The 25,228-nt window shown below is 65.2% G+C and carries 25 protein-coding genes, 1 tRNA gene and 1 pseudogene; 18 read left to right on the forward strand and 9 right to left on the reverse strand.

Going from position 1 to position 25,228, the window contains the following annotated elements:
• Positions 1–28 precede the first annotated feature (28 nt).
• Positions 29–613: a serine O-acetyltransferase EpsC gene (epsC, locus tag ACIQF4_RS06190; protein WP_350002537.1), complete on the forward strand. Its 585-nt coding sequence runs from the start codon at positions 29–31 to the stop codon at positions 611–613.
• A gap of 108 nt (positions 614–721) precedes the next feature.
• Here epsC and gndA read toward each other — a convergent pair whose 3' ends face one another.
• Positions 722–2,158, reverse strand: coding sequence for an NADP-dependent phosphogluconate dehydrogenase (gndA, locus tag ACIQF4_RS06195; RefSeq protein ID WP_231457721.1), 1,437 nt, complete (start codon positions 2,156–2,158; stop codon positions 722–724).
• Positions 2,159–2,358: 200 nt separating this feature from the next.
• On the opposite strand from gndA, the gene ACIQF4_RS06200 reads away from it, so the two are divergent.
• Positions 2,359–3,084 (forward strand): FCD domain-containing protein, encoded by a 726-nt coding sequence (locus ACIQF4_RS06200; RefSeq protein WP_350002538.1) that lies wholly within the window; start codon positions 2,359–2,361, stop codon positions 3,082–3,084.
• A 235-nt stretch (positions 3,085–3,319) separates the two neighbouring features.
• On the opposite strand, the gene ACIQF4_RS06205 is transcribed toward ACIQF4_RS06200, so the two are convergent.
• The 5 genes from ACIQF4_RS06205 to ACIQF4_RS06225 form a co-directional block, all read right to left on the reverse strand.
• The gene (locus ACIQF4_RS06205; RefSeq protein WP_400514601.1) at positions 3,320–3,610 is read right to left on the reverse strand and encodes a hypothetical protein; all 291 of its coding nucleotides are present in this window, start codon (positions 3,608–3,610) and stop codon (positions 3,320–3,322) included.
• A 130-nt stretch (positions 3,611–3,740) separates the two neighbouring features.
• Positions 3,741–3,813: transfer RNA gene (locus ACIQF4_RS06210), tRNA-Val, on the reverse strand.
• A 111-nt stretch (positions 3,814–3,924) separates the two neighbouring features.
• Positions 3,925–4,845, reverse strand: coding sequence for an NAD-dependent protein deacetylase (locus ACIQF4_RS06215; RefSeq protein ID WP_350002540.1), 921 nt, complete (start codon positions 4,843–4,845; stop codon positions 3,925–3,927).
• A gap of 6 nt (positions 4,846–4,851) precedes the next feature.
• Positions 4,852–5,346, reverse strand: coding sequence for a peroxiredoxin (locus ACIQF4_RS06220; RefSeq protein ID WP_400514603.1), 495 nt, complete (start codon positions 5,344–5,346; stop codon positions 4,852–4,854).
• Entirely contained in the window at positions 5,343–5,762 is a 420-nt protein-coding gene (locus ACIQF4_RS06225) for a DUF3052 domain-containing protein (RefSeq protein WP_400514605.1), read from the reverse strand. The genes ACIQF4_RS06220 and ACIQF4_RS06225 overlap by 4 nt, the downstream gene beginning before the upstream one ends.
• Positions 5,763–6,188: 426 nt before the next feature.
• Between ACIQF4_RS06225 and aceE the strand changes: the two genes are divergently transcribed.
• The 6 genes from aceE (at position 6,189) to ACIQF4_RS06255 (ending at position 14,173) form a co-directional block, all read left to right on the forward strand.
• Entirely contained in the window at positions 6,189–8,930 is a 2,742-nt protein-coding gene (gene aceE / locus ACIQF4_RS06230) for a pyruvate dehydrogenase (acetyl-transferring), homodimeric type (protein ID WP_400514606.1), read from the forward strand.
• 153 nt (positions 8,931–9,083) lie between these two features.
• Entirely contained in the window at positions 9,084–10,328 is a 1,245-nt protein-coding gene (locus ACIQF4_RS06235; protein WP_400514608.1) for a PucR family transcriptional regulator, read from the forward strand.
• An 88-nt stretch (positions 10,329–10,416) separates the two neighbouring features.
• Positions 10,417–11,346 carry an ACP S-malonyltransferase gene (locus ACIQF4_RS06240; protein WP_400514610.1) on the forward strand — a complete coding sequence of 310 codons (930 nt, stop codon included), beginning with the start codon at positions 10,417–10,419 and terminating at the stop codon, positions 11,344–11,346.
• Positions 11,343–12,404 (forward strand): beta-ketoacyl-ACP synthase III, encoded by a 1,062-nt coding sequence (locus ACIQF4_RS06245; protein ID WP_350002545.1) that lies wholly within the window; start codon positions 11,343–11,345, stop codon positions 12,402–12,404. Before ACIQF4_RS06240 ends, ACIQF4_RS06245 begins: the two co-directional genes overlap by 4 nt.
• Positions 12,405–12,483: 79 nt before the next feature.
• Positions 12,484–12,729 (forward strand): acyl carrier protein, encoded by a 246-nt coding sequence (locus tag ACIQF4_RS06250; RefSeq protein ID WP_009359314.1) that lies wholly within the window; start codon positions 12,484–12,486, stop codon positions 12,727–12,729.
• Positions 12,730–12,937: 208 nt separating this feature from the next.
• On the forward strand, positions 12,938–14,173 hold the full coding sequence (locus ACIQF4_RS06255) for a beta-ketoacyl-[acyl-carrier-protein] synthase family protein (protein ID WP_400514612.1): 1,236 nt from the start codon (positions 12,938–12,940) through the stop codon (positions 14,171–14,173).
• A gap of 91 nt (positions 14,174–14,264) precedes the next feature.
• Here ACIQF4_RS06255 and ACIQF4_RS06260 read toward each other — a convergent pair whose 3' ends face one another.
• From ACIQF4_RS06260 to ACIQF4_RS06270, 3 genes and pseudogenes are all read right to left on the reverse strand, one after another.
• Positions 14,265–14,768: a DUF3145 domain-containing protein gene (locus ACIQF4_RS06260; protein WP_400514614.1), complete on the reverse strand. Its 504-nt coding sequence runs from the start codon at positions 14,766–14,768 to the stop codon at positions 14,265–14,267.
• Between the two features lie 241 nt (positions 14,769–15,009).
• Positions 15,010–15,936, reverse strand: a complete 927-nt coding sequence (locus tag ACIQF4_RS06265; protein WP_400514616.1) for a tyrosine recombinase XerC — start codon at positions 15,934–15,936, stop codon at positions 15,010–15,012.
• A gap of 108 nt (positions 15,937–16,044) precedes the next feature.
• Positions 16,045–16,524, reverse strand: a pseudogene (locus ACIQF4_RS06270) (DNA-processing protein DprA); the annotation flags it as partial.
• 12 nt (positions 16,525–16,536) lie between these two features.
• On the opposite strand from ACIQF4_RS06270, the gene ACIQF4_RS06275 reads away from it, so the two are divergent.
• The 10 genes from ACIQF4_RS06275 to ACIQF4_RS06320 all read left to right on the forward strand — a co-directional run bounded on the left by ACIQF4_RS06275 (position 16,537) and on the right by ACIQF4_RS06320 (position 25,176).
• The gene (locus tag ACIQF4_RS06275; RefSeq protein WP_400514618.1) at positions 16,537–17,961 is read left to right on the forward strand and encodes a recombinase family protein; all 1,425 of its coding nucleotides are present in this window, start codon (positions 16,537–16,539) and stop codon (positions 17,959–17,961) included.
• 877 nt (positions 17,962–18,838) lie between these two features.
• Positions 18,839–19,729, forward strand: coding sequence for a P22 phage major capsid protein family protein (locus tag ACIQF4_RS06280; RefSeq protein WP_400514620.1), 891 nt, complete (start codon positions 18,839–18,841; stop codon positions 19,727–19,729).
• A 142-nt stretch (positions 19,730–19,871) separates the two neighbouring features.
• On the forward strand, positions 19,872–20,087 hold the full coding sequence (locus ACIQF4_RS06285) for a hypothetical protein (protein WP_400514622.1): 216 nt from the start codon (positions 19,872–19,874) through the stop codon (positions 20,085–20,087).
• 319 nt (positions 20,088–20,406) lie between these two features.
• A complete protein-coding gene (locus tag ACIQF4_RS06290) occupies positions 20,407–21,240 on the forward strand; it encodes a hypothetical protein (RefSeq protein WP_400514623.1) in 834 nt (277 codons plus the stop codon).
• A 574-nt stretch (positions 21,241–21,814) separates the two neighbouring features.
• A complete protein-coding gene (locus ACIQF4_RS06295; RefSeq protein WP_400514625.1) occupies positions 21,815–22,216 on the forward strand; it encodes a hypothetical protein in 402 nt (133 codons plus the stop codon).
• Positions 22,217–22,288: 72 nt separating this feature from the next.
• The gene (locus ACIQF4_RS06300; RefSeq protein ID WP_400514627.1) at positions 22,289–22,561 is read left to right on the forward strand and encodes a hypothetical protein; all 273 of its coding nucleotides are present in this window, start codon (positions 22,289–22,291) and stop codon (positions 22,559–22,561) included.
• A 231-nt stretch (positions 22,562–22,792) separates the two neighbouring features.
• Positions 22,793–23,155: a hypothetical protein gene (locus ACIQF4_RS06305; RefSeq protein ID WP_400514629.1), complete on the forward strand. Its 363-nt coding sequence runs from the start codon at positions 22,793–22,795 to the stop codon at positions 23,153–23,155.
• A gap of 1 nt (position 23,156) precedes the next feature.
• Positions 23,157–23,480 carry a hypothetical protein gene (locus tag ACIQF4_RS06310; RefSeq protein ID WP_400514631.1) on the forward strand — a complete coding sequence of 108 codons (324 nt, stop codon included), beginning with the start codon at positions 23,157–23,159 and terminating at the stop codon, positions 23,478–23,480.
• 638 nt (positions 23,481–24,118) lie between these two features.
• Positions 24,119–24,322 (forward strand): hypothetical protein, encoded by a 204-nt coding sequence (locus ACIQF4_RS06315; protein ID WP_400514633.1) that lies wholly within the window; start codon positions 24,119–24,121, stop codon positions 24,320–24,322.
• A 101-nt stretch (positions 24,323–24,423) separates the two neighbouring features.
• Positions 24,424–25,176 (forward strand): hypothetical protein, encoded by a 753-nt coding sequence (locus ACIQF4_RS06320; RefSeq protein ID WP_400579859.1) that lies wholly within the window; start codon positions 24,424–24,426, stop codon positions 25,174–25,176.
• The last annotated feature ends 52 nt before the right edge of the window (positions 25,177–25,228 follow it).

Raw genomic sequence — 25,228 nt, forward strand, 5'->3', positions numbered from 1 at the left:
TTCGCCCGTTTCCTGTAGAAAGAACTCTGTGGGCTTTTTCGCAAGACTGAAGGAAGACCTCGACGCCGCCCGGTCGCACGACCCGGCGGCTCGAGGTTCTTTTGAGAACTTTTTCGCTTACTCCGGGCTGCACGCCATCTGGATCCACAGGCTGACGCACAGGCTGTGGCAGGATCCGGCGCTGCGTTTTCCGGCACGGCTGCTCTCGCAGCTGGGCCGGTTCATGACCGGGATCGAGATCCATCCTGGCGCAACCATCGGCCGCCGCTTCTTCATCGACCATGGAATGGGCGTGGTCATCGGGGAAACCGCCGAAATCGGCGAGGACGTGATGATCTACCACGGGGTCACCCTTGGCGGCCGGTCACTCGCGCGGATCAAACGCCACCCCACCATCGGCGACCGCGTGACCATCGGCGCGGGAGCGAAGATCCTGGGCCCGATCACCATCGGCCGGGACAGCGCCGTGGGTGCCAACGCCGTGGTGGTCAAGGACGCACCGCCGGAATCGATCGTCACCGGCGTTCCCGCGAAGTGGCGCCACCGTGACGCCCAGCGCGAGACCAAGCCTGCGGTGGACCCGGCGGAATACGACATCGAATACCGCATCTGACGGTGGCGGCCGGCCCTTGGGCCGTCAGCAAAAAGCTGCACACGAAGAAAAGGCGGGCAGTTCCCGGATCACCGGAAACTGCCCGCCTTTTGCATACTGCAGCGGAACCTAGTGGGTGTCTACTGCTTCGATTTCGGACTTGTCCTCGCCCCAGAGGGTGTGGAACGTGCCTTCTGCATCGACACGGCCGTAGGTGTGGGCACCGAACAGGTCACGCTGGCCCTGGATGAGGGCTGCCGCGACCCGCTTGCGGCGCAGGCCGTCGTAGTACGCCAGCGAGGAGGAGAAGACCGGGACCGGAATTCCCAACTGGACCGCGGTGGCCACCACGCGGCGCCAGGCCGGAAGGGCTGCGGCAATGGCTTCCGTGAAGGCCGGAGCAAACAGCAGGTTTGCCGGCTTCTCGTCAGCGGCGTAGGCCTTGGTGATGTCCTTGAGCAGTTCGGCGCGGATGATGCAGCCGGCCCGCCACAGAGAGGCGATCTCGTCCAGCTTCAGGTCCCAGTTGTATTCCTTGGCTGCGGAGGTGAGCATGTCCAGGCCCTGGGCGTAGGACACCAGCTTGGAGGCGTAGAGCGCCTGGCGGACGTCTTCAACGAAGGTTTCGGGGATTTCGACGTCGGCCTCGTTGCCTGCCAGCAGTTCCTGGCCGAGCTTGCGCTGGGCTGCCTGGGAAGAGAGGGCGCGGGCGAACACGGATTCGGCGATGCCGGAGACCGGGGAACCGAGTTCCAGGGCCGAGATGACGGTCCAGCGGCCGGTGCCCTTCTGGCCTGCGGCGTCCACCACGACGTCCACGAACGGCTTGCCGGTTTTGGCATCCACGTGGCCCAGGACCTCGGCGGAGATCTCGATGAGGAAGGAGGACAGCTCGCCCTTGTTCCATTCGGTGAAGATCTTGGCCTGCTCCGCGGGCTCGATGCCGGCTCCGGAGCGAAGCAGGTCGAAGGCTTCGCCGATGACCTGCATGTCAGCGTACTCGATGCCGTTGTGGACCATCTTGACGAAGTGGCCGGCGCCGTCGGTGCCCACCCAGGCGCAGCACGGCTCGCCGTCGACCTTTGCGGAGATCTTTTCCAGCAGCGGGCCCAGTGCCTTGTAGGACTCCTTGGAACCGCCGGGCATGATGGACGGTCCGTTGAGGGCGCCCTCCTCGCCGCCGGAAACACCGACGCCTACGAAGTGCAGGTCCTTCTTGGCCAGGGCGGCTTCCCGGCGGCGGGTGTCCTCGTAGTGTGAGTTTCCGGCGTCGATGATGATGTCGCCAGGTTCCAGGAGGGGTTCAAGCTGTTCGATCACGGAGTCGACCGGCTTGCCGGCCTTCACCATGATGAGTACCCGGCGGGGCTTCTCGAGGGAGTCCACCAGTTCCTGCAGGGTTTCGGTGCGGATGAACTCGCCATCCGTTCCGTGCTTGGCCAGCAGGGCATCCGTCTTTTCGACTGAGCGGTTGTGCAGGGCGACGGTAAAACCGTTCCGGGCCAGGTTGCGGGCCAGGTTGGCGCCCATCACCGCGAGGCCGGTGACACCGATGTGTGCAGACATCAAAACTCCAATTCGTACTGTGCGATGGATGTGCAGTGGCTTCCAGTGCGCGGAAGCACGATGCAGACCGAGGGTCTGAATAAAGCATATATATTCCTGAGGTCACAGGAAAGTAACGCCCACGTAATGGAACAAAATGTGTCACTGGCCGTCAAGGACTGCTGCTTTCCCACCCACCTGTTCCCACTAGGCTTAGCTGCATGACCAGCAGCCTGCACCACCGTGCCATTGAGAACTTGGGCACGCGCATTATCTCGGGCGAGCTTCCTGCCGGTCACATCATGCTTGCCGAAAAGCTGGAGGCTGAGCTCAAGGTCTCGCGCTCTGTGGTCCGCGAGGCCGTAAGGGTGCTGCAGTCCCTCGGCCTCGTGGAAACCACCAAGCGGGTGGGTATCCGGGTACTCCCGCCAAGCCGCTGGAACCCTTTCGACCCGCAGGTGATCCGGTGGCGGCTTGCCAGCAACGCCCGGGGGGCGCAGTTGCGCTCCCTTGCCGAGCTGCGCTCCGCAGTGGAGCCGGCTGCTGCCGAGCTTGCCGCCCAGAACGCCCCCGCTCCGCTGCGGCTGGAGCTTGTTGACGTCGCCCATGCAATGCGCGACGCCGGCCAAAGGGGGGAAGTGCCACGCTTCCTTGAGCTGGACATCCAGTTCCATTCGCTGCTGCTTTCCGGATCCGGCAACGAGATGTTTGCGAACCTCTCGGGGCAGGTGGCCGAAACACTGACCGGCCGGACGGTGCATGGGCTGATGCCGGACCATCCGCACGAGGCTGCACTGCAATGGCACGTGGACGTGGCGGAGGCAATTGCCCGGGGTGACGCCGGTGCCGCCCGTGAGGCCTCCGACAAGATTATGAGGCGGACAATGTCGCAGATGTCCGATACCTGGACGGAACAGCCGCGGGTTTTCATCCCTGTGAACCGCTGACTCCGGTCCATATCCGGAGCATTGACCGGCTGTGGTATTCCAAACTCCTGGCCGGGTTGGATGCGGGACCAGGGGTGCATGAGGACACAGCAGGAAACGACTTTTTGTTTCCGTAAGTTCACGGTATATTCAATTCAGGCCCTCCACCGCGGCATCCCCCAATAGTCGCGGTGGAGGGTTTTCCATTGCGGTTTTCCATTGCCCTGGCCGGCCTGTTCCGGCCGGTGGGCCTCCCCTAGGCGACATCCGCAACCGACTCCCGAAGCCGCCAGCCCCCGCCCAGCCCGTCGCGTTCCAGGAGCATGGTGGTGAGGGCAGAACCCGCATTCCGGCCCAGCCGGACCTGGAGCTGGAGGACCTCGATGTCCACCCTGCTGAACCCTTTGGGCATGCGGCGGCGCGTCTCCCACCAGTTGACGCGCTCAAACCACCTCACCGGCTCGGCACCCACAGCCCATTCCCTGCCGCTGCTGAGCACCGCCGTCGGCCTGCCGTCGGTGCCTGTCCTCACAATCACGTGTTCCATGCCTGCAAGCTATGGCAGGGGGCTGACATTCAAGCCGGACCGGGACAACAGGCAGGCAAGCCAGCACGCGACTGGGCAACAAAAAACCCCGCACTTTCCGCCTGAAGGCGGAAAGTGCGGGGTTATCCAGTGGGTCCTACCGGGATCGAACCGATGACATCCACGGTGTAAACGTGGCGCTCTACCAGCTGAGCTAAAGACCCATTGTTGCCGGATCAGGCGCTGCTGCGCCCGGACCAACGAACATAGACTCTACCCGACGCCGGGCATAAATTGCGAATCGGCGGGCCCGCCCTGCCCAATCCGCTGCCGGGCTAGACCGGCGGGAGCTCAGCAGCGAGCCAGGTCAGCGATTCGCTGACGCCCGCTTCGAGCTTGACGGTCGCTTTGTCGTCCCCGCGCGTGGCCCCACGGTTGATGATGACCACCGGTTTGCCGTCCTTCGCCGCGTGCCTGACAAACCGGAGGCCGCTCATTACCGTGAGGGAGGAGCCCGCAACCACCAGCGCAGCGGCGTCGTCGACCATACGGTAAGACGTTTCCACCCTGTCCTTGGGCACGTTCTCCCCGAAGTACACGAAGTCCGGCTTCAGCGTCCCTCCGCAGGCGGGGCACACAGCAACAACGAAGCTGCTGATCAGGGCCTGGTCCTCCACCGTGGAATCGGCATCCGGCGCCATTTCCACCAGGCCGGATTCCTTCGCCCGGTCAAGGAAGCCGGGGTTCAGCTCCTCCAGCATTCCTGCGAGCAGGCGGCGGGAGTAGGTCCGGTGGCAGTCCAGGCACACTATCTGGTCATACCTTCCGTGGAGGTCCACCACATTGACGCTTCCGGCATCCTGGTGGAGCCGGTCCACGTTCTGTGTAATGAGGCCCGTCAGGTGGCCACGTCGTTCCAGTTCGGCAGCGGCGCGGTGTCCCTGGTTGGGATCAGCGTGGCGGAGGTGTGACCACCCGATGTGGTTCCTTGCCCAGTAGCGCTGGCGGTTCGCGGCAGCCTTGACGAACTCCTGATATGTCATCGGTGTCCGCGGCGGCGAGCCTGGTCCGCGATAATCCGGAATGCCCGAGTCGGTGCTCAGGCCCGCGCCGGTAAGGAGGGCAAACCGGGCCCCTGCCAGCAGGTCCCTTATCCGCACCAGGACCTCCAGCTCGTCGGCGGAAGGCAGGGCTGTGGGAACGGGCGGCATGCTGGCGAAGCCCGTGAGGCCCACGCCATGCCGCCGCTCAGCCATGATCCGTCAGGCCTTATCCAGCTCGGCCAGTGCCTTGCGGTACTCGCCGAGGTCCCGGGCCTGGCCTCGGGGGTTCACCACGGTGTAGCGGATGGTACCGCCGGCATCGATGATGAAGGTGCCGCGTTGCGCCATTCCGCTCTCGGTGTCGAAGACGCCGTAGAGGCTTGCCGCAGCTCCGTGGGGCCAGAAATCCGCCAGGAGGTCGAAGGTGTACCCCTCCTGCCCGGCGTAGGCCCGCAGGGTGAACTTGCTGTCAACCGAGACCGCAAGGACAACTGCGTTCGTGTCTTCGAACAGGGCCAGGTTGTCCCTGATCTCACAAAGCTCGCCGGTGCAGATGCCGGAGAACGCAAAGGGGTAGAACACCAAAACCACGTTCTGGCCGCGGAAGGCGGATAACCTGACCGGCTCGCCGTACTGGTTGACCAGCTCAAAGTCGGGTGCCGGGCCGCCAACGGCGGGGACGGCAACGGAGGCAGCGGCAAGCGCTGCCGTCACTTGTTCTTCCTGCTCACCAGCCGCGTTGCGCTCCAGTCCTTGGACACGCCTGCCGACGTCGTCACGTGCAGTCCGGCGGTTGGCGCGGCCTCCTGGATGTCCGCCGGGGAGACGTATCCAGCCCTTCCGGACTTGGGTGTCAGGACCCAGACGACGCCGTTTTCGCTGAGGGTGGTCAGCGAATCCATGAGGCTGTCCACCAGGTCCCCGTCGCCGTCCCGCCACCACAAAACGACGGCGTCCGCCACTTCGTGGTCGTCCTCGTCCAGCAGCTCGGAACCGGTGAGGTCCTCAATATCGTCACGCAAGTCGAAATCGACGTCGTCGTCGTAACCGAACTCCTGAATCAGATCCCCATTCTTGAAACCCAATTTTTCCGCCACATTTACCGAAGTGGCGGCGTCGGCCTCGCTCACGTGTACCTCCAATGCCTTTTACGCGCAGTGCGCATAGTGATTTCCATTACTCCCAGCCAACACCCTTTGTGCCTGAGCTTCAAGCTGCCGCCCCCGTGATGAGGCATATTCTGCGTCACACCAGGATCCGCCAACCCGCAGCACAGCGGCTTTTCGTCACACAACCAGTATGACGGCGAAATACAACAGAGCCGCCCAAGCCGCGGCTACGCATCGCGTTGGGGACAGAGTTAGAGTGGCAGGTGACAACTATGCCTGCGGGGCAACAACCCTGTAACTCCAATGCAGACGTAGGAATGCTAGGACCCTGCCCGGCACACATGACCGGGCTGTTGTAACCGATACGTCGCACACGGCGTATGTACGCCGGGCGGTCACCCTGCCCGGCCTGAGTGCGCCATCAATGCGCGCAAAGAGAGGTTGGACGTGGCTGCAGGAGAAGATACCTCCCATATCCTCAGCGGGTTGACTAACCAGCTGCCTGATCGTGATCCGGAAGAGACTGCCGAGTGGGTTGAGTCCCTGGATTCGTTGATCAGGGAACAGGGCACTGAGCGTGCCCAATTCATCATGCGGAGCCTGCTGCAGCGTGCGGGTGCGCAGAGCGTCGGGGTGCCGATGGTGACCACGACCGATTACGTGAACACGATCCCGGTGGACCAGGAAGCCGAGTTCCCCGGGAACGAGGAGTACGAGCGCCGGTACCGGGCGTACATGCGGTGGAACGCCGCGGTGATGGTCCACCGTGCGCAGCGGGCGAACATCGGTGTGGGCGGGCATATCTCCACCTACGCCGGTGCTGCGACCCTGTACGAGGTGGGCTTCAACCACTTCTTCCGCGGCAAGGACCACCCCGGCGGCGGTGACCAGGTCTTCTTCCAGGGCCACGCCTCCCCCGGCATGTACGCCCGCGCGTTCATGGAAGGCCGGCTTTCGGAGGAGGACCTGGACGGGTTCCGGCAGGAAAAGTCCAAGGAAGGCCACGCGCTCTCGTCCTACCCGCACCCGCGGCTGATGCCGCACTTCTGGGAATTCCCCACCGTGTCCATGGGCATCGGGCCGATGAACGCGATCTACCAGGCCCAGTCCAACCGGTACCTGCACAACCGGGGCCTGAAAGACACCTCTGACCAGCAGGTCTGGGCGTTCCTGGGCGACGGGGAAATGGACGAGCCCGAATCCCGCGGCCTGCTCCAGCTCGCCGCGAACGAGAACCTGGACAACCTGAACTTCGTCATCAACTGCAACCTCCAGCGCCTGGACGGCCCGGTCCGCGGCAACGGCAAGATCATGCAGGAACTCGAAGCGTTCTTCCGCGGCGCGGGCTGGAACGTCATCAAGGTCGTCTGGGGCCGGGAATGGGATGACCTGCTCGCCCGTGACACCGACGGGTCGCTGGTGAAGATCATGAACGAAACCCCCGACGGGGACTACCAGACCTACAAGGCCGAATCGGGCGGGTTCGTCCGTGAGCACTTCTTCGGGAAAGACCCGGCCACCAAGGACCTCGTCGCGGACCTGAGCGATGACCAGATCTGGAACCTCAAACGCGGCGGCCACGACTACCGCAAGGTCTACGCCGCGTACAAGGCAGCGACCGAATTCAAGGGCAAACCCACCGTCATCCTCGCCAAAACCGTCAAGGGCTACGGCCTCGGACCACACTTCGAGGGCCGCAACGCGACCCACCAGATGAAAAAACTCACCCTGGATGACTTGAAGAAGTTCCGCGACCACCTGCGGATCCCCATCACGGATGACCAGCTCGAAAAAGACCTGTACCAGCCCCCGTACTACCACCCCGGCACGGACGCTCCGGAGATCAAGTACATGATGGAACGCCGTGCAGCCCTGGGCGGTGCGGTCCCCGAACGCCGGTCCAAGCACGCCGAGATCACCCTGCCCGACGCCAAGTCCTACGAGGTCGCCAAACGGGGCTCGGGCAAGCAGCAGGCCGCCACCACCATGGCCTTCGTGCGCCTGCTCAAGGACCTGATGCGGGACAAGAACTTCGGCAAGCACATCGCCCCGATCATCCCGGATGAGGCACGCACGTTCGGCATGGATGCGTTCTTCCCCACGGCGAAGATCTACAACCCCAAGGGACAGAACTACCTCTCGGTGGACCGCGACCTCGTCCTGGCCTACAAGGAATCCGCCCAGGGCCAACTGATCCACCCCGGCATCAACGAAGCCGGCGCCGTGGCAGCGTTCACCGCCGCCGGCACCGCCTACGCCACCCACGGCGTGCCCCTGGTCCCGGTCTACGTGTTCTACTCCATGTTCGGCTTCCAACGCACCGGCGACGCCTTCTGGGCCGCCGCGGACCAAATGACCCGCGGGTTCATCATCGGCGCCACCGCAGGACGGACCACCCTCACCGGCGAAGGACTCCAGCACGCCGACGGCCACTCCCCCCTCCTCGCCTCCACCAACCCCGCCGTGGTCACCTACGACCCCGCCTACGGGTACGAAATGGGCCACATCATCCGCGACGGCCTCGAGCGCATGTACGGGCCGGAGTCGGAAGACCGGAACCTCATGTACTACCTCACCGTGTACAACGAGCCGATCACCCAGCCGGCCGAACCGGAGGAACTGGACGTCGAGGGTGTCATCAAGGGCATCTACCTGCTGGCACCGGCAAAGATCGACGGTCCCCGCACCCAGATCCTGGCCTCCGGCGTGTCCGTGCCCTGGGCCCTCGAAGCCCAGCGGATCCTCGCCGAGGACTGGTCCGTCTCCGCCGACGTCTGGTCCGTGACCTCCTGGAACGAACTGCGCCGCGACGGCCTCGCCGCCGAAGAGGAAGCCTTCCTCAACCCCGGCGAACCCGCCCGCGTCCCCTTCGTCACCCAGCAACTCGAAGGAGCCACCGGCCCCGTCGTCGCAGTCTCCGACTACATGAAAGCCGTCCCCGACCAGATCCGCCAGTTCGTCCCCAACGAATTCGCCACCCTCGGCGCAGACGGCTTCGGCTTCTCCGACACCCGCGCAGCAGCCCGCCGCTTCTTCAAGAACGACACCCACTCCATCGTGGTGCGTTCATTGGAGATGCTCGCCCGCCGCGGCGAGGTGGATGCGCAGGCTCCGATCAAGGCGATTGAGAAGTACAGGCTTCACAATGTCAATGCGGGCACCACGGGCAACGCCGGCGGCGAGGCCTAGCCTGTTTCCTAAGTAAAGACGCGACGGCGGCTCCCTCCTAAAGGCGGGGGCCGCCGTCGTCCGTTAAGGCCCTGGGCCATGTGACGCAGGGCAAACCAGATTGTAGCCTTTGCACAAATGGAGGTTGGGGGACGCTGCCCGTATGCTCAAAGAATGCCAGCACCTGCCACCCCGTCCGCCAAGCGCAAACCTTCCACTCCGGGGGTCACTCCGGAGAAGTCGGAGACCCTCAAGAAACTGCGGGCAAACGTGGGTCAGCTGTCCACCACCACCATGCGCGAGCTGGAAAAGTCCCTGCCGTGGTACAGCCGGCTCAGCTCGGACGAACGCTCAGCGCTGGGCATGGTGGCACAAAACGGCATCGCGGCTTTCGTCACGTGGTACGAGAGGCCCAGCTCCCCGTCCTGGATCCTGACCGACGTCTTTGGGACGGCACCCACCGAACTCACCCGCTCCATCAGCCTGCAGAAAGCGCTGCAGTTGATCAGAATCGTGGTGGAGGTGGTGGAGGACCAGGTTCCGGTCATTGCACCGGAGGCTGACCAGCCGTCCCTCCGTGAAGCCGTATTGCGCTACTCGAGGGAGGTTGCCTTCGCTGCCGCCGACGTCTACGCGCGTGCCGCGGAATCGCGAGGGTCCTGGGATACCCGGCTCGAGGCCCTGATCGTCGACGCCATCCTCCGCGGCGAAAACACGGACGCCCTGCGTTCCAGGATCGCGGCGCTGGGCTGGAAGGCCCAGGAGCGTTTCACGGTGATGGTTGGCAACTCACCTTCGGAGCCCAGTGCCAGCTACGTCAGCGAACTGCGCCGGATGGCAGGACGGTACGCGGAGGACGCACTGGTAGGCATCCAGGGCGACAGGCTCATCCTCATCCTGGGCGGAGTCCAGGACAGGGAAACCGCGTATGTGAAGCTCAGCGAAATGTTCGCTCCCGGCCCCGTGGTCTACGGCCCCGAGGCCGGCTCGCTGCTGGAAGCCAGCGGATCCGCCCAGTCCGCTTTCGCCGGCCTGACAGCGGCGAGGGCGTGGCCGTCCGCGCCACGTCCCGTGGCTGCCGACGATTTGCTGCCCGAACGCGTCATTTCCGGGGACGACGCCGCCCGCCGTTCCCTGGTCAAGAACATCTACCGCCCCTTGCTGGCCGCGTCCAACGGGCTGGTTGAAACCCTAAGCACCTACCTGGAACTGGGGCATTCACTGGAGGCGACAGCGCGGGAACTCTTCGTCCACGCGAACACCGTGCGGTACCGTTTGAAGCGCGTCTGCGACGTCACGGGCTGGGATCCGCTCCTGCCGAGGGAGGCTTTCGTACTGCAGGCCGCGCTCGTTGTGGGCCGGCTTTCGACGCCGCCGAAAGCTGCGGCCGAACGCCAGCCGTCCCGGAATCAGCCCTGAGGCGTTGTAGACTTCCTACAACCTGACCCCGTGAGCTTGGTGCGGACAAACACCGCTGAATCACACAGTAATTTGGAAAGCTGGATACGTGCTTGCAATAGTCTGCCCTGGACAGGGCTCACAGACCCCGGGTTTTCTGGCCCCTTGGCTGGAACTGCCCCCGGTGGCAGGCCAGCTGGCCTCCCTCAGCGATATCGCGGGCATTGACCTGATCGCCCACGGGACCACCTCGGACGAAGAAACCATCAAGGACACGGCCGTAGCGCAGCCCCTGATTGTTGCCGCCGGCCTGGTAGCGGCTGCGTCCCTGTTCGACGTTGAACTCGGCTCCCTTCCGGTCATCCTGGCAGGCCACTCCGTTGGTGAGATCACCGCATCCGCCCTCGCCGGCGTCCTCACCGAGCAGGAGGCCATGACCTTCGTCCGTGAGAGGGCCAACAGCATGGCCGCAGCCGCAGCCGTCACCCCCACGGGCATGAGCGCAGTGGTCGGAGGGGACCCCGCCGAGGTCCTGGCGGCCATCACGGCCGCGGGCGCCACCCCGGCCAACGTCAACGGCGCCGGCCAGACCGTTGCCGCCGGCACCATTGACCAGCTGAAGGCCCTTGCCGGGAACCCGCCGGCCAAGGCCCGGGTTATTCCCCTGAAGGTGGCAGGCGCCTTCCACACCAGCCACATGGCTCCCGCAGTCAGTGCACTCAAGACGCTGGAACCGCAGCTTAAGCCGCAGGCACCGAAGGTGCCCCTGCTGTCCAACTACGACGGCGGTGAAGTCACCGACGGCCACGCCGCCGTCGAAAGCCTCATCGCTCAGGTCTCACGCCCCGTCCGTTGGGACCTGTGCATGGAGACGATGGTTGCACGGGGCGTCACCGGCGTCATTGAACTCGCGCCTGCCGGCACGCTTGCCGGCCTCGCCAAGCGGGGCATGCCGGGAGTCAAAACCGTTGCGGTCAAAACCCCGGACGACCTTTCCGCCGCATTGGCGCTTTTCGCAGAACTGGAGGGCAACGCATGAGCGTTCCCACGCTGAAACAGGCCCCGATTCAGGAGCACACCCGGATCCTCGGCCTGGGAGCCTACAGGCCGGACGTCATCGTCACCAACGAGGACGTCTGCCAGTGGATCGATTCCTCGGACGAATGGATCCGCCAGCGCACCGGCATCGTGACCCGGCACCGGGCACCGGCCGAAGTGAGCGTCATCGACATGGCCGAGGGCGCTGCCCTGGAGGCCATGGAAAAGGCCGGCATCCAGGCTTCTGACCTGGGCGCCGTCATCGTTTCCACCGTCACCCACCCCTACGCCACGCCTTCCGCCGCGGCCGCCCTGGCTGACCGCTTGGGCGCCACCCCCGCACCGGCCTTTGACATCTCCGCAGCCTGCGCCGGCTACTGCTACGGCATTGCCCAGGGCGACGCCCTGGTCCGGTCAGGCGCAGCCAAGTACGTCCTGGTGGTAGGCGCGGAGAAGTTGTCAGACGTTATCGACAACCGCGAACGCACCATCTCCTTCCTGCTCGGGGACGGTGCCGGCGCCGTCGTCATCGGCCCCTCCGACACTCCCGGAATCGCGCCGTCGGTCTGGGGGTCGGACGGCAGCAAGTGGGACGCCATCGGAATGACCCGTTCAATGCTCGATGTCCGGGACCTTGGCCTGGCTGCCCGGCAGTCGGACTCGACAGGGGACCTTGCCCTGCTTGAGGAAGCCCAGGAGCTTTACCCCACCCTTCGCCAGGACGGCCAGACCGTCTTCCGCTGGGCCGTGTGGGAAATGGCAAAGGTGGCCCAGCAGGCCATGGACGCCGCCGGCGTGCAGGCGGAGGACCTCGTGGCATTCATCCCCCACCAGGCCAACATGCGCATCATCGACGAGATGGTCAAGAAGCTGAAGCTGCCCGAAACGGTTACAGTGGCACGGGACATCGCCGATGCGGGGAACACCTCCGCAGCGTCCATCCCGCTGGCCACCCACCGCCTGCTGGCCGAAAAGCCTGAACTGAGCGGCGGACTTGCCCTCCAGATCGGCTTCGGCGCCGGGCTTGTCTTCGGCGCCCAGGTAGTTGTCCTTCCTTAGGAACGCCCCAACAGGCCGCAACCGCGTCCTGAACCATTTCCGGCAGCCCCTGCCGGCAATACAAGAAAAGGAGCCATCAATGGCTAGCAACGAAGAGATCCTGGCCGGCTTGGCTGAAATCGTCAACGAAGAAACCGGCCTGGCCCCCGAGGCCGTGGAGCTGGACAAGTCCTTCACCGAGGACCTGGACATCGACTCCATCTCCATGATGACCATTGTGGTCAACGCAGAAGAGAAGTTCGGCGTGCGCATCCCGGACGAAGAGGTCAAGAACCTCAAGACCGTCGGCGACGCCGTCAGCTTCATCGCTGGAGCACAGGCCTAGCCAGGGCTTCTGCCGTTCATCGGCACGGCAGGGCTGCCGGTCCGGACGACCGGGCCGGCAGCCCGCCGCATTTTTCCGGCATCCAGCCCTGCACGCCAGCGTTCATCCGGCGCTGTCCCTGGCAGCGTTGTTGCTTGCAGCAGGATGCCGATCATCAACACGCGGGACCTCCGGCAGACGGATTCCCCACCGACGAAAGAGTGATCCCATGACACGCAAAGTAGTCATTACCGGTCTGGGCGCCACCACGCCCATTGGCGGCGATGTACCCACGATGTGGAACAACGCGCTCAAGGGGGTCTCCGGTGCCCGCACCCTGGAGGACGACTGGGTAGCCAAGTACGAGCTCCCCGTCCACTTCGCCGCGCGCTGCAGCACCCCTGCCCTGGAGGTCCTCAGCCGCGTCGAGGCCAAGCGGATGGACCCGTCCACGCAGTTCGGCGTCATCGCAGCCCGCGAAGCCTGGGCCGATTCCGGCATCACGGACTTCGACAAGGACAGGCTCGCTGTTGCCTTCGCCACCGGCATCGGGGGTGTCTGGACGCTGCTTGATGCCTGGGACACCCTCAAGGAAAAAGGCCCCCGCCGGGTCCTCCCCATGACCGTACCCATGCTGATGCCCAACGGTGTTGCCGCAGCCGTCAGCCTGGACCTCGGTGCCCGGGCCGGCGCCCACACCCCGGTTTCCGCCTGCGCGTCCGGCACCGAAGCGCTGCATCTGGGGCTCGACCTCATCCGCTCAGGCAAAGCAGACGTGGTGATGTGCGGCGGCGCCGAAGCCGCCATCCACCCGATGCCCCTCGCAGCCTTTGCTTCCATGCAGGCGCTTTCCCGCCGGAATGACGAGCCGGAGCGCGCCTCCCGCCCCTACGACACGGGCCGCGACGGCTTTGTCATGGGTGAAGGCGCCGGCGCGCTGGTCCTCGAAGCCGAGGAGCACGCCCTGGCCCGCGGAGCACGCATCTACGGCGAACTGGCGGGAACGTCCGTCACCGCTGATGCATACCACATCACCGCTCCCGACCCCGCGGGCCTCGGTGCCACCCGCGCACTGAAAGCCGCAATGTTCGATGGCAGGATCCAGCCGGAGGACGTGGTGCACGTAAACGCGCACGCCACATCAACCCCGGTTGGTGACAAGCCTGAGTACACCGCCCTCCGTGCTGCACTGGGAAGCCACGTGGACAACGTAGCCGTATCCGCCACAAAGTCCCAGATGGGGCACCTCCTGGGCGCCTCGGGTGCCGTCGAGGCCGTGCTGACAGTGCTGGCCGTTTACGACCGGAAGGCGCCTGTCACCATCAACCTGGAAAACCAGGACCCGGAGATCCCGCTCGACGTGGTCACCTCGGCACGCGACCTGCCTGCCGGCAACATCGTGGCCCTCAGCAACTCGTTCGGCTTCGGCGGCCACAACGCCGTCATCGCAATCCGCAGCGTCTGACCTTCAGGACTTCATCCCGGTCACAAGAGGAGGCCCCGCCATTTCGGCGGGGCCTCCTCTTTGCTATGGAGAAATGGAAGGTCGACGGCGGTCAGCCCACCTGGTGGAGCCAGCGGACAGGCGCGCCTTCAGCGGCGTGCCGGAACGGCTCGAGCTCCTCATCCCAGGCTTCGCCAAGGGCGAGCGAGAGCTCATGGTAAACAGCGGCGGGATCGCCGGCTCCCGACTCGTAGGCGTAACGGATCCTGTCCTCGGAGACCATGATGTTGCCGTGCACGTCGGTGACGGCGTGAAAGATGCCCAACTCAGGGGTGTGGGACCAGCGGCCGCCGTCGACGCCCTGGCTCGGCTCCTCCGTGACCTCATAGCGGAGATGCGCCCATCCCCGCAGGGATGACGCCAGCTTTGAGCCCGTACCGGGGGTACCGATCCAGGACAGCTCTGCCCGGAACATTCCGGGCGCGGCAGGCTGCGGGGTCCACTCAAGATCCGTCCGCTTGTCCACGACGGATCCGATAGCCCATTCAACATGGGGGCACAGAGCCGTAGGGGCCGAGTGAACGAACAGCACACCGCGGGTCATTGCAACAGACATTCCATCCTCCATAGCTCTAGGTACGTCTTCCCCAACGACCTCTGCCTGGATGGAACTTCCGTGCGCTGCTCTGCGGCTGTGGTTCCTGCCTGCGTATTCAGATGTATCAGATAAAGCAGTGTCCGGACTTACTGTGGCGCGAAAAGCTGTTAGCTTCAAGCGGGACTTGAAAGTTTCCGGACGTGATTCTTATTGTGCCGTACGGCACCAAATTACGCCAGTGCGATTCCAGGCGCCTGTCTTACGCCCTTGGGTGGGCCTGCTGGTAGCTCTTCCGCAGCCGGTCAACGGAGACGTGGGTATAGATCTGCGTGGTGGCCAGGCTGCTGTGGCCAAGGATTTCCTGGACTGCCCGCAGGTCGGCCCCGCCGTCCAGCAGATGCGTGGCCGCTGAATGCCTGAGCGCGTGCGGGCCTGACGCGGAAGTGTCACCGAGACCGGCGAAAAGGTCGTTGACCAAAGTGCGGACCTGCCGCTGGTCCACCCGTCCGCCCCGTGCCCCCAGGAAGAGGGCCGGCCCGCTGTTGTCCCTGGCCAGCAGGGCCCGGCCGCGCCGCAGCCAGTCATCCACGGCGACGGCCGCCGGAACACCATACGGGACAGTGCGTTCCTTGTTGCCCTTACCTATGACTCGCAACGTCCGCCGGTCCGGGTCCAGGTCATCAATATCCAGCCCTGCCAGTTCGCCCACCCGGACCCCGGTGGCGTAGAGCACTTCCACGATGGCACGGTTCCTCAGGGCAAGCGGCGCACCCTCGGCCGCCGCTTCTTCCAGGGTTGCCAGCAGCCTGGTCAACTGCCCGGCCTGAAGGACGCCCGGCAGGGACTGTTCGCGTTTCGGAGCCTTGAGCCGTAGCGCGGGATCGATGGCAATACGCTCCTCCGCCAAGGCCCAGGCCATGAAAACCCTGACGGAGGCGGACCGGCGGGCCAGCGTGCTGCGTGCCGCGCCGTCCTGGCTCTGGGCCCCAAGCCAGCGCCGGAGGGTTCCGAGTTCCAGGTCCTGGAGCCGGCCGGCGCCTTCAGCGGCAGCAGACTCCAGCAGGCCGCGGACATCACCCAGGTACCCGCGGAGCGTGTGCGGTGAGACGGCACGTTCTGCGGAAAGGTACCGCCCGAAAGCGGCAAGCGCCTCGCCGAGCTCCGCAGGCAGGTGTTCATTCTCCACCCATCTACTGTCCCAGCTCCAGCATGGAAAGGACGGGTGACACGCTTCGTTCCAGCCGGTGCCTGTATCTTCCCGTGCCGGACGGCCCCGCCCTTCCTGGCAAGGGCATCAGCCCGTTGCCTTGCCGCGTTTCCAGCCTCCCCGCTCTGAGACGGCCAGGCCCAGCAGGCCCAGCCGGCCGAGCCCGGCCCGAACTGACTCCTGGCTCAGGCCGGCCACAGCTGAGAGTTTTTCGACGGACGTGGTGGACCGCAGCGGCAGCGCGTCCAGGAGGATCAGGTCCTCGAGTGTCAGGCCGTCCTGCACCGCAGACTTCCCTTGTCGTGGATCAGGGAGGGCGGAGCCGCTGGGGCCGGCCAGCTCGGCAATCTCGGCAGCATCCGTCACGCAGACGGCTCCCCCGTCCCGGAGAAGCCGGTGGCATCCGGCTGAGTTGGCGCTGTGCACGGAACCGGGAACAGTCCCGACGGCACGCCCAAGGGTCTCCGCGTGATGGGCGGTGTTCAACGCCCCGGACCGCCACCTGGCCTCGACCACCACGGTCACGGCGGACAGGGCTGCAATGATGCGGTTACGCTGGCAGAAACTTAGAATGTATGCGTGACAACTACCGCCGCCATCTACGCCCGCCAATCCGAAGACGTCGCCGAAGGCATTGGCCGCCAACGCGAACGTTGCCAAGCCCTGATCGCTGCCCGAGGTTGGACCACTGGCCGTGTCTACGAGGACAACGACACGAGCGCCGCGAAGCGGCGGGGCCCCGGCACCGCCTGGCACCGGATGCTCGACGACCTCCGCTCCGGCGCCGCCGACGTCGTCGTCGCCGTCGACCTGGACCGCCTCCTCCGCTCTACCCGCGACCTGATCGAGATCACCGATACCGGCGCGCGCGTGCTTACGGTCGACGGTGAGATCGACCTGACGACGGCCGACGGCGAGTTCCGCGCGACCATGCTCGCCGGTATCGCCCGCTTCGAGGTCCGGCGCAAGAGCGAGCGCCAGCGCAGGGCCAATGAGAGCCGCTCGGCCAGCGGTCGCCCCGTTCCCGGCCGCCGCCGCTACGGTTACGAAACTGACGGAATCACGCCGCGCGAGGCAGAGGCCGTCATTGTCCGGCGCCTTTTCGCGCACGTCGCCGATGGCGGCTCCGTCCGGTCTGCCGTCGCCTGGCTCACCGAGGAAGGCGTCGACCCGGCGCCCGGAAAAATCTGGGTCCCTCGCCGAGTCCGAGATCTTCTGCTCAATCCACATTACGCCGGGAAGATTAAGCACCTCGGCGAGACGATCGAGTCCGACGTCGTTACACCGATCGTCGACCCCGACCTCGCCGAGGAAGTAGCGGCTATTCTAAATGACCCCTCGCGGCGCACGTCGCCAGGACCGAAGCCGAAGCATCTGCTTTCCGGCCTAACCAACTGTGGCGTCTGCGGCGCACCTATCTTTTACATGCGGACTTACCTCTGCCGCGTCTCGGCTGGACATACCTCGATCACCAAGGACCGGCTGGAAGCCCGAGTCCTCGACGAGATCGCCAAAACTTTTATCTCCGGTGGCCCGGATCTCTTCCCTGAGCCCGGCAACGGCGCAAACGTCCGCGCTCTGGTCGCGGCGCACGAGAAGAACGCCGCCGCCGTTGCCGCCACAATGGCCGACCGCGACGAGGGCCTCGTCCCGGCGAACGTCGCCAGAGCCCGCCTGATCGAGCTCCGGGATGCCCGCGAGGCTATCGAGGCCGAACTGGACCGCGCTCGCTCCGAGAAGGGAACCGCCTCGGCGTTGCTGGAGATAGCCCAGGATCTGATCGTGAAGCCCTCCTTCGAAATGCACGAGTACGCCGAAATGAAGCGGATCGTCCTGGAGCGTTTCGACGCCCTCGACCTGGACCGCCAGCGCGAGATTGTCCGCGCCCTCCTGTATATCCAGGTCAATCCTGGCCGGGACATTAGCCGTGTCTGGATCGAGCACAAGCTCGCCACTCACTTGAATCCGGACGCCGAGAGCGACGCCCGTTATTACGACGATTGAGCGACGCTACGCCCCGCCTTCACCATGTGCGAGGCGGGGCCTTTTGCGTTTACGCCGAGCAAGACGCCGGAGGCGAAGCGTGTAAACGCACCAGGGGACGCCGGAGGAGAGGCCGGAGGCCCTCTTCGAGTGACGAAGTGACGTTTCTAGGCGTCGCTCCCCTTTGTTGTTAAGAAGTCTCTCGCTCTTACAGCAAATAGAAACACAGCGTCATTCCGTCACTTCGTCACTTTCCGCCACAGGGCAGCCCGCCCGCTTCCGGTGCCGCCCGTCCGGCGACCCGCTCCGGAGCCGCTCCGTCGTAATCTTTATCACAGCCTCGACTACCTCTCCACGAAATCCCCGCCATTACGCGGATCTCGTTCCTAAGCGTTAACAACGCTGGCCCTCTCCTCCATTGAAGGGGAAAGATCCCCCGCTCTCCCTTTCACCTGGCCGCTTGTGTGGATACGCGCCTCACTCCTGCCCGCGCAGATATCCCGCAAGCGGCCGCCTCGCTCTCCGTCGTCGTCTTCCCTTTCATTCGACGACGGTCGCGCTCCCAGGAACAGGAGGGGTTCTGCACCCTGGAGCGCACCTGGAAGACGTCGGGCCCCGCTGGCTCCGCGATTTGCTCTCTGGCCGCGTTGCGTTCTGAGCCCCGTCCGGCGTCTTCCGCCTCCCTCCCCAAAGACTTCCCCCGTCGCCGCCGCGAGCCAGGTGCTCGCCACGGCGACGAAGGGGCCGCCGTGTGAGCCAGGTGCTCGCGAAGGCAAACCCCGGCGCCTCTGGCGTCGCCTTTTGACCTCTCCCCGCGTGGCAGTGCCTCGCGACCGGCGAGGTCCCGCGAGATGCGGATCTCTCCTTTCCCCTTCTTCCGCTCACAAAGGAGCTCACCTTGACTAACTCTTTCCTCACTGCTGAAAACGTCGCCCGTACTGCCGCCGCGATCGTCGGCCAGGACCTCGGCCTCGCCGGTAAGGTCTTCCGCGACCTGGAGGCGGACTTCGCCGCTGGCAAGGGCAACACCGTGAAGGTCCGAGTCCCCGGCGCCGTCATGGCGCAGACCCGGAGCATTTACGACACGTCGACGCCGCTCGTGTCCGACGAGATCGCCGAGCAGAGCATCGACGTAGCCCTGACGGATCACGTTTACGACAACGTGGTTCTGTCTGAAGGCGACCTTGACCTGGAAATTAAGGACTACGCCGCCCAGGTGCTCCGCCCCCAGGCGACCGCAATCGTGAAGCACATTGAGAAGGCGGTCGCGACCGCCATGAGCGCCACGCCGGAGGCGACCACGATCGCCTACGATCCTGCCGCTCCCGCGAAGGCTTTCACGCAGATCCGTAAGGCCCTCCGCGACAATGGCGTCCCGACTGAGACGCCGCTCGTTGCCGCCGTCGGCTCCGGCGTGTACGCCGACCTCCTGGACGGCCCGGCCGGAACCTGGGACGAAAACGGCAAGGTGCGCGGCTTCGAGATCATCGAGTCGACCCGCCTCGCTTCCGACGAGATCGTCGGCTTCGTGAAGGAAGCCTTCGCCCTCGTGGTCCGCGCGCCTCGCGTGCCGGACGGCGCTCCGTTCGGCGCGAGCGTCGCTCAGGACGGCTTCGCCCTCCGCTACATTCGCTCCTTCGACGGAACCGTCGCCGCTGACCGCTCGCTCGTGTCCGCTTTCGTCGGCGTCCAGTCAATGCCGCTTGCCGTGGACAACGAAGACGGCACGATCTCCCTCGTGGCCAACGGCGGCGCGGTGCGCGTGCTGACCTCTACCGCCGTCGCCTAGTCGCTGGCCCGGCTGGAGCTCTCCTCGCCGTGAGGAGGGCTCCGGCCTGGGCCTATCCTCGCTCGGCGAGCCGGTCGTCCCGCTCTTCAAACTTCCCCACGGCGTCTTTTGCCATTTACCCGTTACTAACGAAGGAGACGACATGGAAATGACCTGTCACTTTTGCGGTTCGACCTTCGCCGCTACCCGCGCGGACGCCCGCCATTGCTCAACCAATTGCCGAGTCAAGGCCCACACCGCCAAGCGCGGCAAGGCCGCCGAGCTCCTGCGGCAACAGACACGAGCGATCATCGACGGCGCCGACCCCGCCGTCCTGGCCGCGATCGCCAGGCAAGCGGAAGTGCTCCTCCGCGACTGACGGCGTTTACACGCCCAACGCCGGAGAGGGCGGCCCGCCCAGGTGCCGGGAGCTTCGCCGAGAGTGACTTCGCCACTCACTGAATGGTGAAAAGTTCGTGTTTGTGTTCCATTCCGTCACTTTTACATCTTTTCTTCGAGCTCTCTTCTTCTCGAACAAGTAATAGAAGAGTGACGGAACAGACCCCTGAACAGAACTTTTCACCATAGCGACGCCTCCGTCCCGCTCCCCGGCGCTGGCTTGAAGCCCGCCGTCACCGGCCAACACAGCCCCACAATCGCGCCGCACTCCGGCGCCTTCTACACGACAAAAGGACCCCATGCTTACCCCTGCCCAGACTTCTACACTCCTCCACCGCCGCGCCGCCGACGTCCTCCAGGGCGAGGACGTGATCGCCGCCCGCGCCGTCGCCCGCGTGCTCGCCGATCTCCTGGCCGCCGAAGGTTACGCCCAGGCTTACGCCTCGACCGCCGACGGGATCGTCGTCTACCGTACCGGTGCCGAGCCTGGCCGCGTCCCGATCCGCGACTTCCGCGAGGAGATCCACCCTCGCGCCTTGGCTGTCCTGGAGGCCGCCGCCTCCGCCGAGCCTGGCTCTGGCGCCCGGCGAGCCGCCACCACTCGGCGCCTGATCGTCGAGGGTGCTCGTGGGACGTCGTCCTGGCTCCGTACCGTGGCCCTCGTGGCCCGCGAGCTCCTCCCGGACCTGGACGTCGCTGAGCAGGACGAGATCGACGCCCTGGAAGCCCAGGCAAAAGCCGCCCGCCGCCCGTCCTCGGCGCCGAGCCCGTCGGCCCTGGCCGAGCGCCGCCAGGCCCGGCGAGAAGCCCAGGCCGCCGATAGCGTCGCGCTCGTGCGGACCTGGATCGCTACCCTCCCTGGAGGACGGCACTCTCTGGCCGACGTCTGGGACGCTTTCCAGGTCGCCCGCGAGCGCTCCCGCGACCGTATCGCCCAGGTTCATCCCGGCGCCCTGGCCCTGGGCCGCACCGGATTTTACCGTCTGGCCGCTGAGCTCGCCAAAGTGACGACGGGCCACGCCCGCGCGCGCTTCGTCGAGGTCCCTTCGTACCTCCGCGAGCGCTCCTTCCTTCGGCGTAGGAAGTACGCCGCCGCCCTCCTCCTTCAGCGTGAGCGCTTCGCCGCCCGCTAGTCCCTCCCCTTGCCACTCCCCAGGAGCTTCTACAAATGACCTCACCCCATACCCGCAACGTTCCTTCCGACGCCGATCCGGAGGTCCTTTGGACCGCCGTAGAAAAGCGCACCCGCCCGGAGTTCGTGGAGCGCGAGGGCTTCTCCAGGTGTCCACGCTGTAAGCGTCTCTGGCCGGACGCGGACTTCCGCCCAGATCACGCCACGTTCCCACCTGTCGCACCCCAGGCGCGTTGCCTGGACTGCCGTAAAGGTCTGAAGCGCGCGCTCCGCCAGGCGGCGCGCGAGCAAGGCATCTGTGAGGCGTATGGATGCGCCGAGCCCGTCCATCGTAAGTACAAATGCCGGGAGCATTACCGCCTTTCCTGTGAGGCTCACGCCCGGCGCAACGCCGCCGCGACCGTCTAGGAAGGGCTCCCGTCATGGCTAACTCTCACGGTGTACGGCGCCCGCTCACGCTCTCCCAGCTTCGCCACCAGGTCGAGCGCGGAGCGGAAGCGAGACTCGCGGGGCTTGCTCCTTTGATCGTTGACCGGCCTAGAGCCACTCCGGCCGCACTTCGCAAGCCATATAACGTGGCCTCCTGGGCGGCGCTGACGCCGGAGGCGAGGATCGCTCACGCCCGGAAGCTCATAACCGGCCAGGTCTTCGACGCCTTCGTCGCGGCGCACGAGATCACGGAGGACATACGGGGCGGCGACTACTTCCCTCCCGTCCCTGGAAGCCGGACGCAATGGACTAAGGCATACAAGGCACACCTTCACGACCTGGTCAATTCCTTGGTTCACTTCACCGACGAGGACGCAACCTCGACGCCTTCGGCGCTCCGAGCTCCTCACTCGTCCGGCGAGTGGCTGGCCCTGGGCGCGGACGCCCGCCTTCGTCATATCCGCGAGAAGGTGAAGGCGGAGCTCCTGGAGATCCTCCCGCCCCGCCCGGCGCCGCTGGCTCGTGATCCCTACGCGGCGCCCCGCTGACCCCTGCCCCTTGCCTGGCCGTCGTCCTCTCCCCTGGGTGGCGGCCTGGCTATCCCTGAAGGAAAGTAACCATTGCCTGAGAAGCTCCCCCCTTTCACCCCTGAAGAACTGGAGCGCGCGATCCGGCGCTCCGCTTCCCGGAGCCTGAAGAGGCTCGCGCCGCTGATCGCCGACGAGCCAGGGCGGACGCCGCGCGGACTTCGCACGCCGTATCGTCCCGATGCCTGGGCGGCGCTGACGCCGGAGGCGAGGATCGCTCACGCCCGGCAGATCCTGAAGGCGCAAGCCTTCGACGAGCTCGTCTCCGCTCGCGGCGTGACCCTGGGCGACGGCGTCGTCGCCTGACGGCTGCCCCCTACCTGGGGAGGGACTCCTAGGCCGCCCTCCCTCTCGCCCGGAGCGGCACAGCGCCGCGCGGTGTGCGTGCGTGCCGTGATTTCGGCGCGCAAATCAATCATCCCCAGGCGGCCGCCTCGCGGCCTCGCGGAGGCGTCACTTCCCGCTCTTCCGCCCTCGACTACAGCGCCGCCATAGCCCTCATTTCGCATTTGTCAGCCCCTCTTGAAAGGCACTCTCTTGCCCGAACCCGAAGCCTACGAAGTCCCCGCCCACCTTGGCGACTCCGGCGCCGCGCTCTACCGCTCCGCCGTCGAGGAATACGACCTAAGCATCCCGGAGGCGGCCGCGCTTCTCCAGGCGGCCGAGACGATCGACACGCTACGCACCATCGAGGACTCGATCCGTGAAACTGGCCCTGTCGTCGGCGGCCGCCCCTCGCCGCTCCTGGCAGAAGCCCGCCAGCAACGGGCAATCCTGGTCCGGCTCCTGGGCCTCCTGGATCTCCGCCTGGAGGAGCCGGAGACGCCGGGCGAAAATGGCGTCCGGCCCTCCGTCTCCCGCGCCGCCCGTAAGGCCGCCCGCTCCCGCTGGAGCCGCTGATATGGCGATTAAGAAGCAAGCTTCCTCTCCAACGCCGCTCGTCGGCCGCGCCGAAGAGCATCCGCTCGATGCCGTCGGCCCTCTGGCGCTCTCAGCCGCCACCGTCGCCAGCGAGGGTATCGTCCGCGCCGCCTTCGACGCTGTCCGCGAGCATCCCCTCACGGCACGCTCAACGGCGGCCGCCCGCGCCGCTGGCCGCGAGGCTATGGAGCGCCACATGGCCGCGACCGCGAGCCTCGCCCGGCGCTCCGCCGAAGCGCACGCCCGGAGCGTCGCTGCCTTCGTGAAGCCCGATCGAGCGAAACCTACGCCCCCGCCATTCTGACCCGCTAACTCATAGGAGCCCGCCCTTTGACCAAGACCAGCGTCCGTGACCGCCTGGCCCTCGTCGTCGCGAAATATGACGGCGAGGACGCCCAGGCCGCCCGGCTCCTGGAGGACGCTCTCGCGCGGCTCTCCTGGCGCCTCCGACACTCTGGGAAAACTTGCTCGAAGTGCCAGCTAGAGAAGCCCCTGGGCGCGTTTACACGCGATCGCCAGCGCCCCGACGGCCTCTCTCCCTGGTGCCGTGTCTGCCACGCCCTGCGCCGGGGCGGCCACGCCGTCGCGACGCGAGAAGCCGACTAATCCTCCCCCTGCCGTTTACAACAGAAGGTCCCTCTCTAAGCCCAGGAAGTCATTTCCCGGCCACGAGAGGGGCCTTTTTGTATTTGTGCGCCTATTGCTTAGCAAAGGACGGCTGCCGGGATAAGATCCGGCTATTGCCTATATTTCATTCCTGGGGGAACCATCAAAAAGCTACTCGCGCCGCTGGCGCTGTCCGCGCTATTCCTAACCGCCTGCGGCGGGGCCGCCGCTACGCCCGCGACCAAGAGCCCAACGGCCACGCCGAGCGCCGACAAATACGCCCAGACCTGGACTAAGACCTACTCGAAGACCACCTGCTCGGACTGGTTGAAGACCATGACGCCCGCCCAGCAATTCGCGGCCGCTGCCGACATACTCACCAGTGGTCGAAACAAGATCGACAACGGCACCGGGATGCCCTCGGACTCCCTAATCAAAGACTTCCAGGCCGCGACCACTGAATACTGCACCATCCCCAGCATGACGCTGACCGACGCTACCTACGCGGTCTATATGGACGGGAAGAAGTACCGGCCGTGACCTCAGAGCGCCCCAGGACCGTACACCCAAATAGAAGAATTACGGCAGAGATCATATGGCCGGACGAAACTGAGTTGCGTTTGCGGTTTCCGCCGCCCTATATGGAACTCGCCATTAGGCCGTCGGAATTTGAAAACTACTGGAGACAACTTGGATATGCGTTCGGTCTTCCGGACCCCAACCTGTTTCCGGCGCTGAAGCTTCCTCTGAAGGACGCAGATCGCAATGCGATCGCAAGATACGTCGAGTCGTGTCAAGAGCTAGCCACCTACTCCCTCCTGGCAAGTGATCGACACCAACGCCTCAGCAAGGCCGAAGGCAAGCCCGTGAGCCTGGACTACACCATGCCACCGAAAGAAATTCTGAGGGGCTATGCAATCCTTTTCCGCCAGCTTCACTCCAAACAAGATGAAGCTAGTTACGAGGTTGTGAAGAACATCTTGGCGTTCAGCCTCAAGCGGGAAGACGACGCCGTCCGCTCCCTCGGTCTTGACTACATCCGACAGTGGTCTCGCGCTCGCGCCAAGCTGTTGCAGTTCTCACTCATGGAGATCGTCCAGATGAAGGTGCTGCAAGCGGAGCGGCCAGGTTCCGACGTGCCACCTCCGGAGAACACCCACACGCCGAGCGAGCTAATTTCGATGTTTCAGTATGGGGAATACATTCACTGGGGCAACAAACGCGAGGAGCACGCGGCTATTCTCCAATTTCCTGTGTACGCCAAACTTCTTGAGCTGAAGTTTCATGAAATCCAAATTGGACTCTCACACTTTTACTTCGGCTTTGCGAAGTTGGCAGAGGCTGCTCTTAGCCTCGATCCACCGATGAGCTTGGGTGACAAGCGGGTGCCGTGACGCAGAAATGCCCCTCTGATCAGGAAGAATAGTGATTGTCTAGACCGCTGTT

The organism is Pseudarthrobacter sp. NPDC092202 (assembly GCF_044755505.1).
Lineage (GTDB): Bacteria > Actinomycetota > Actinomycetes > Actinomycetales > Micrococcaceae > Arthrobacter.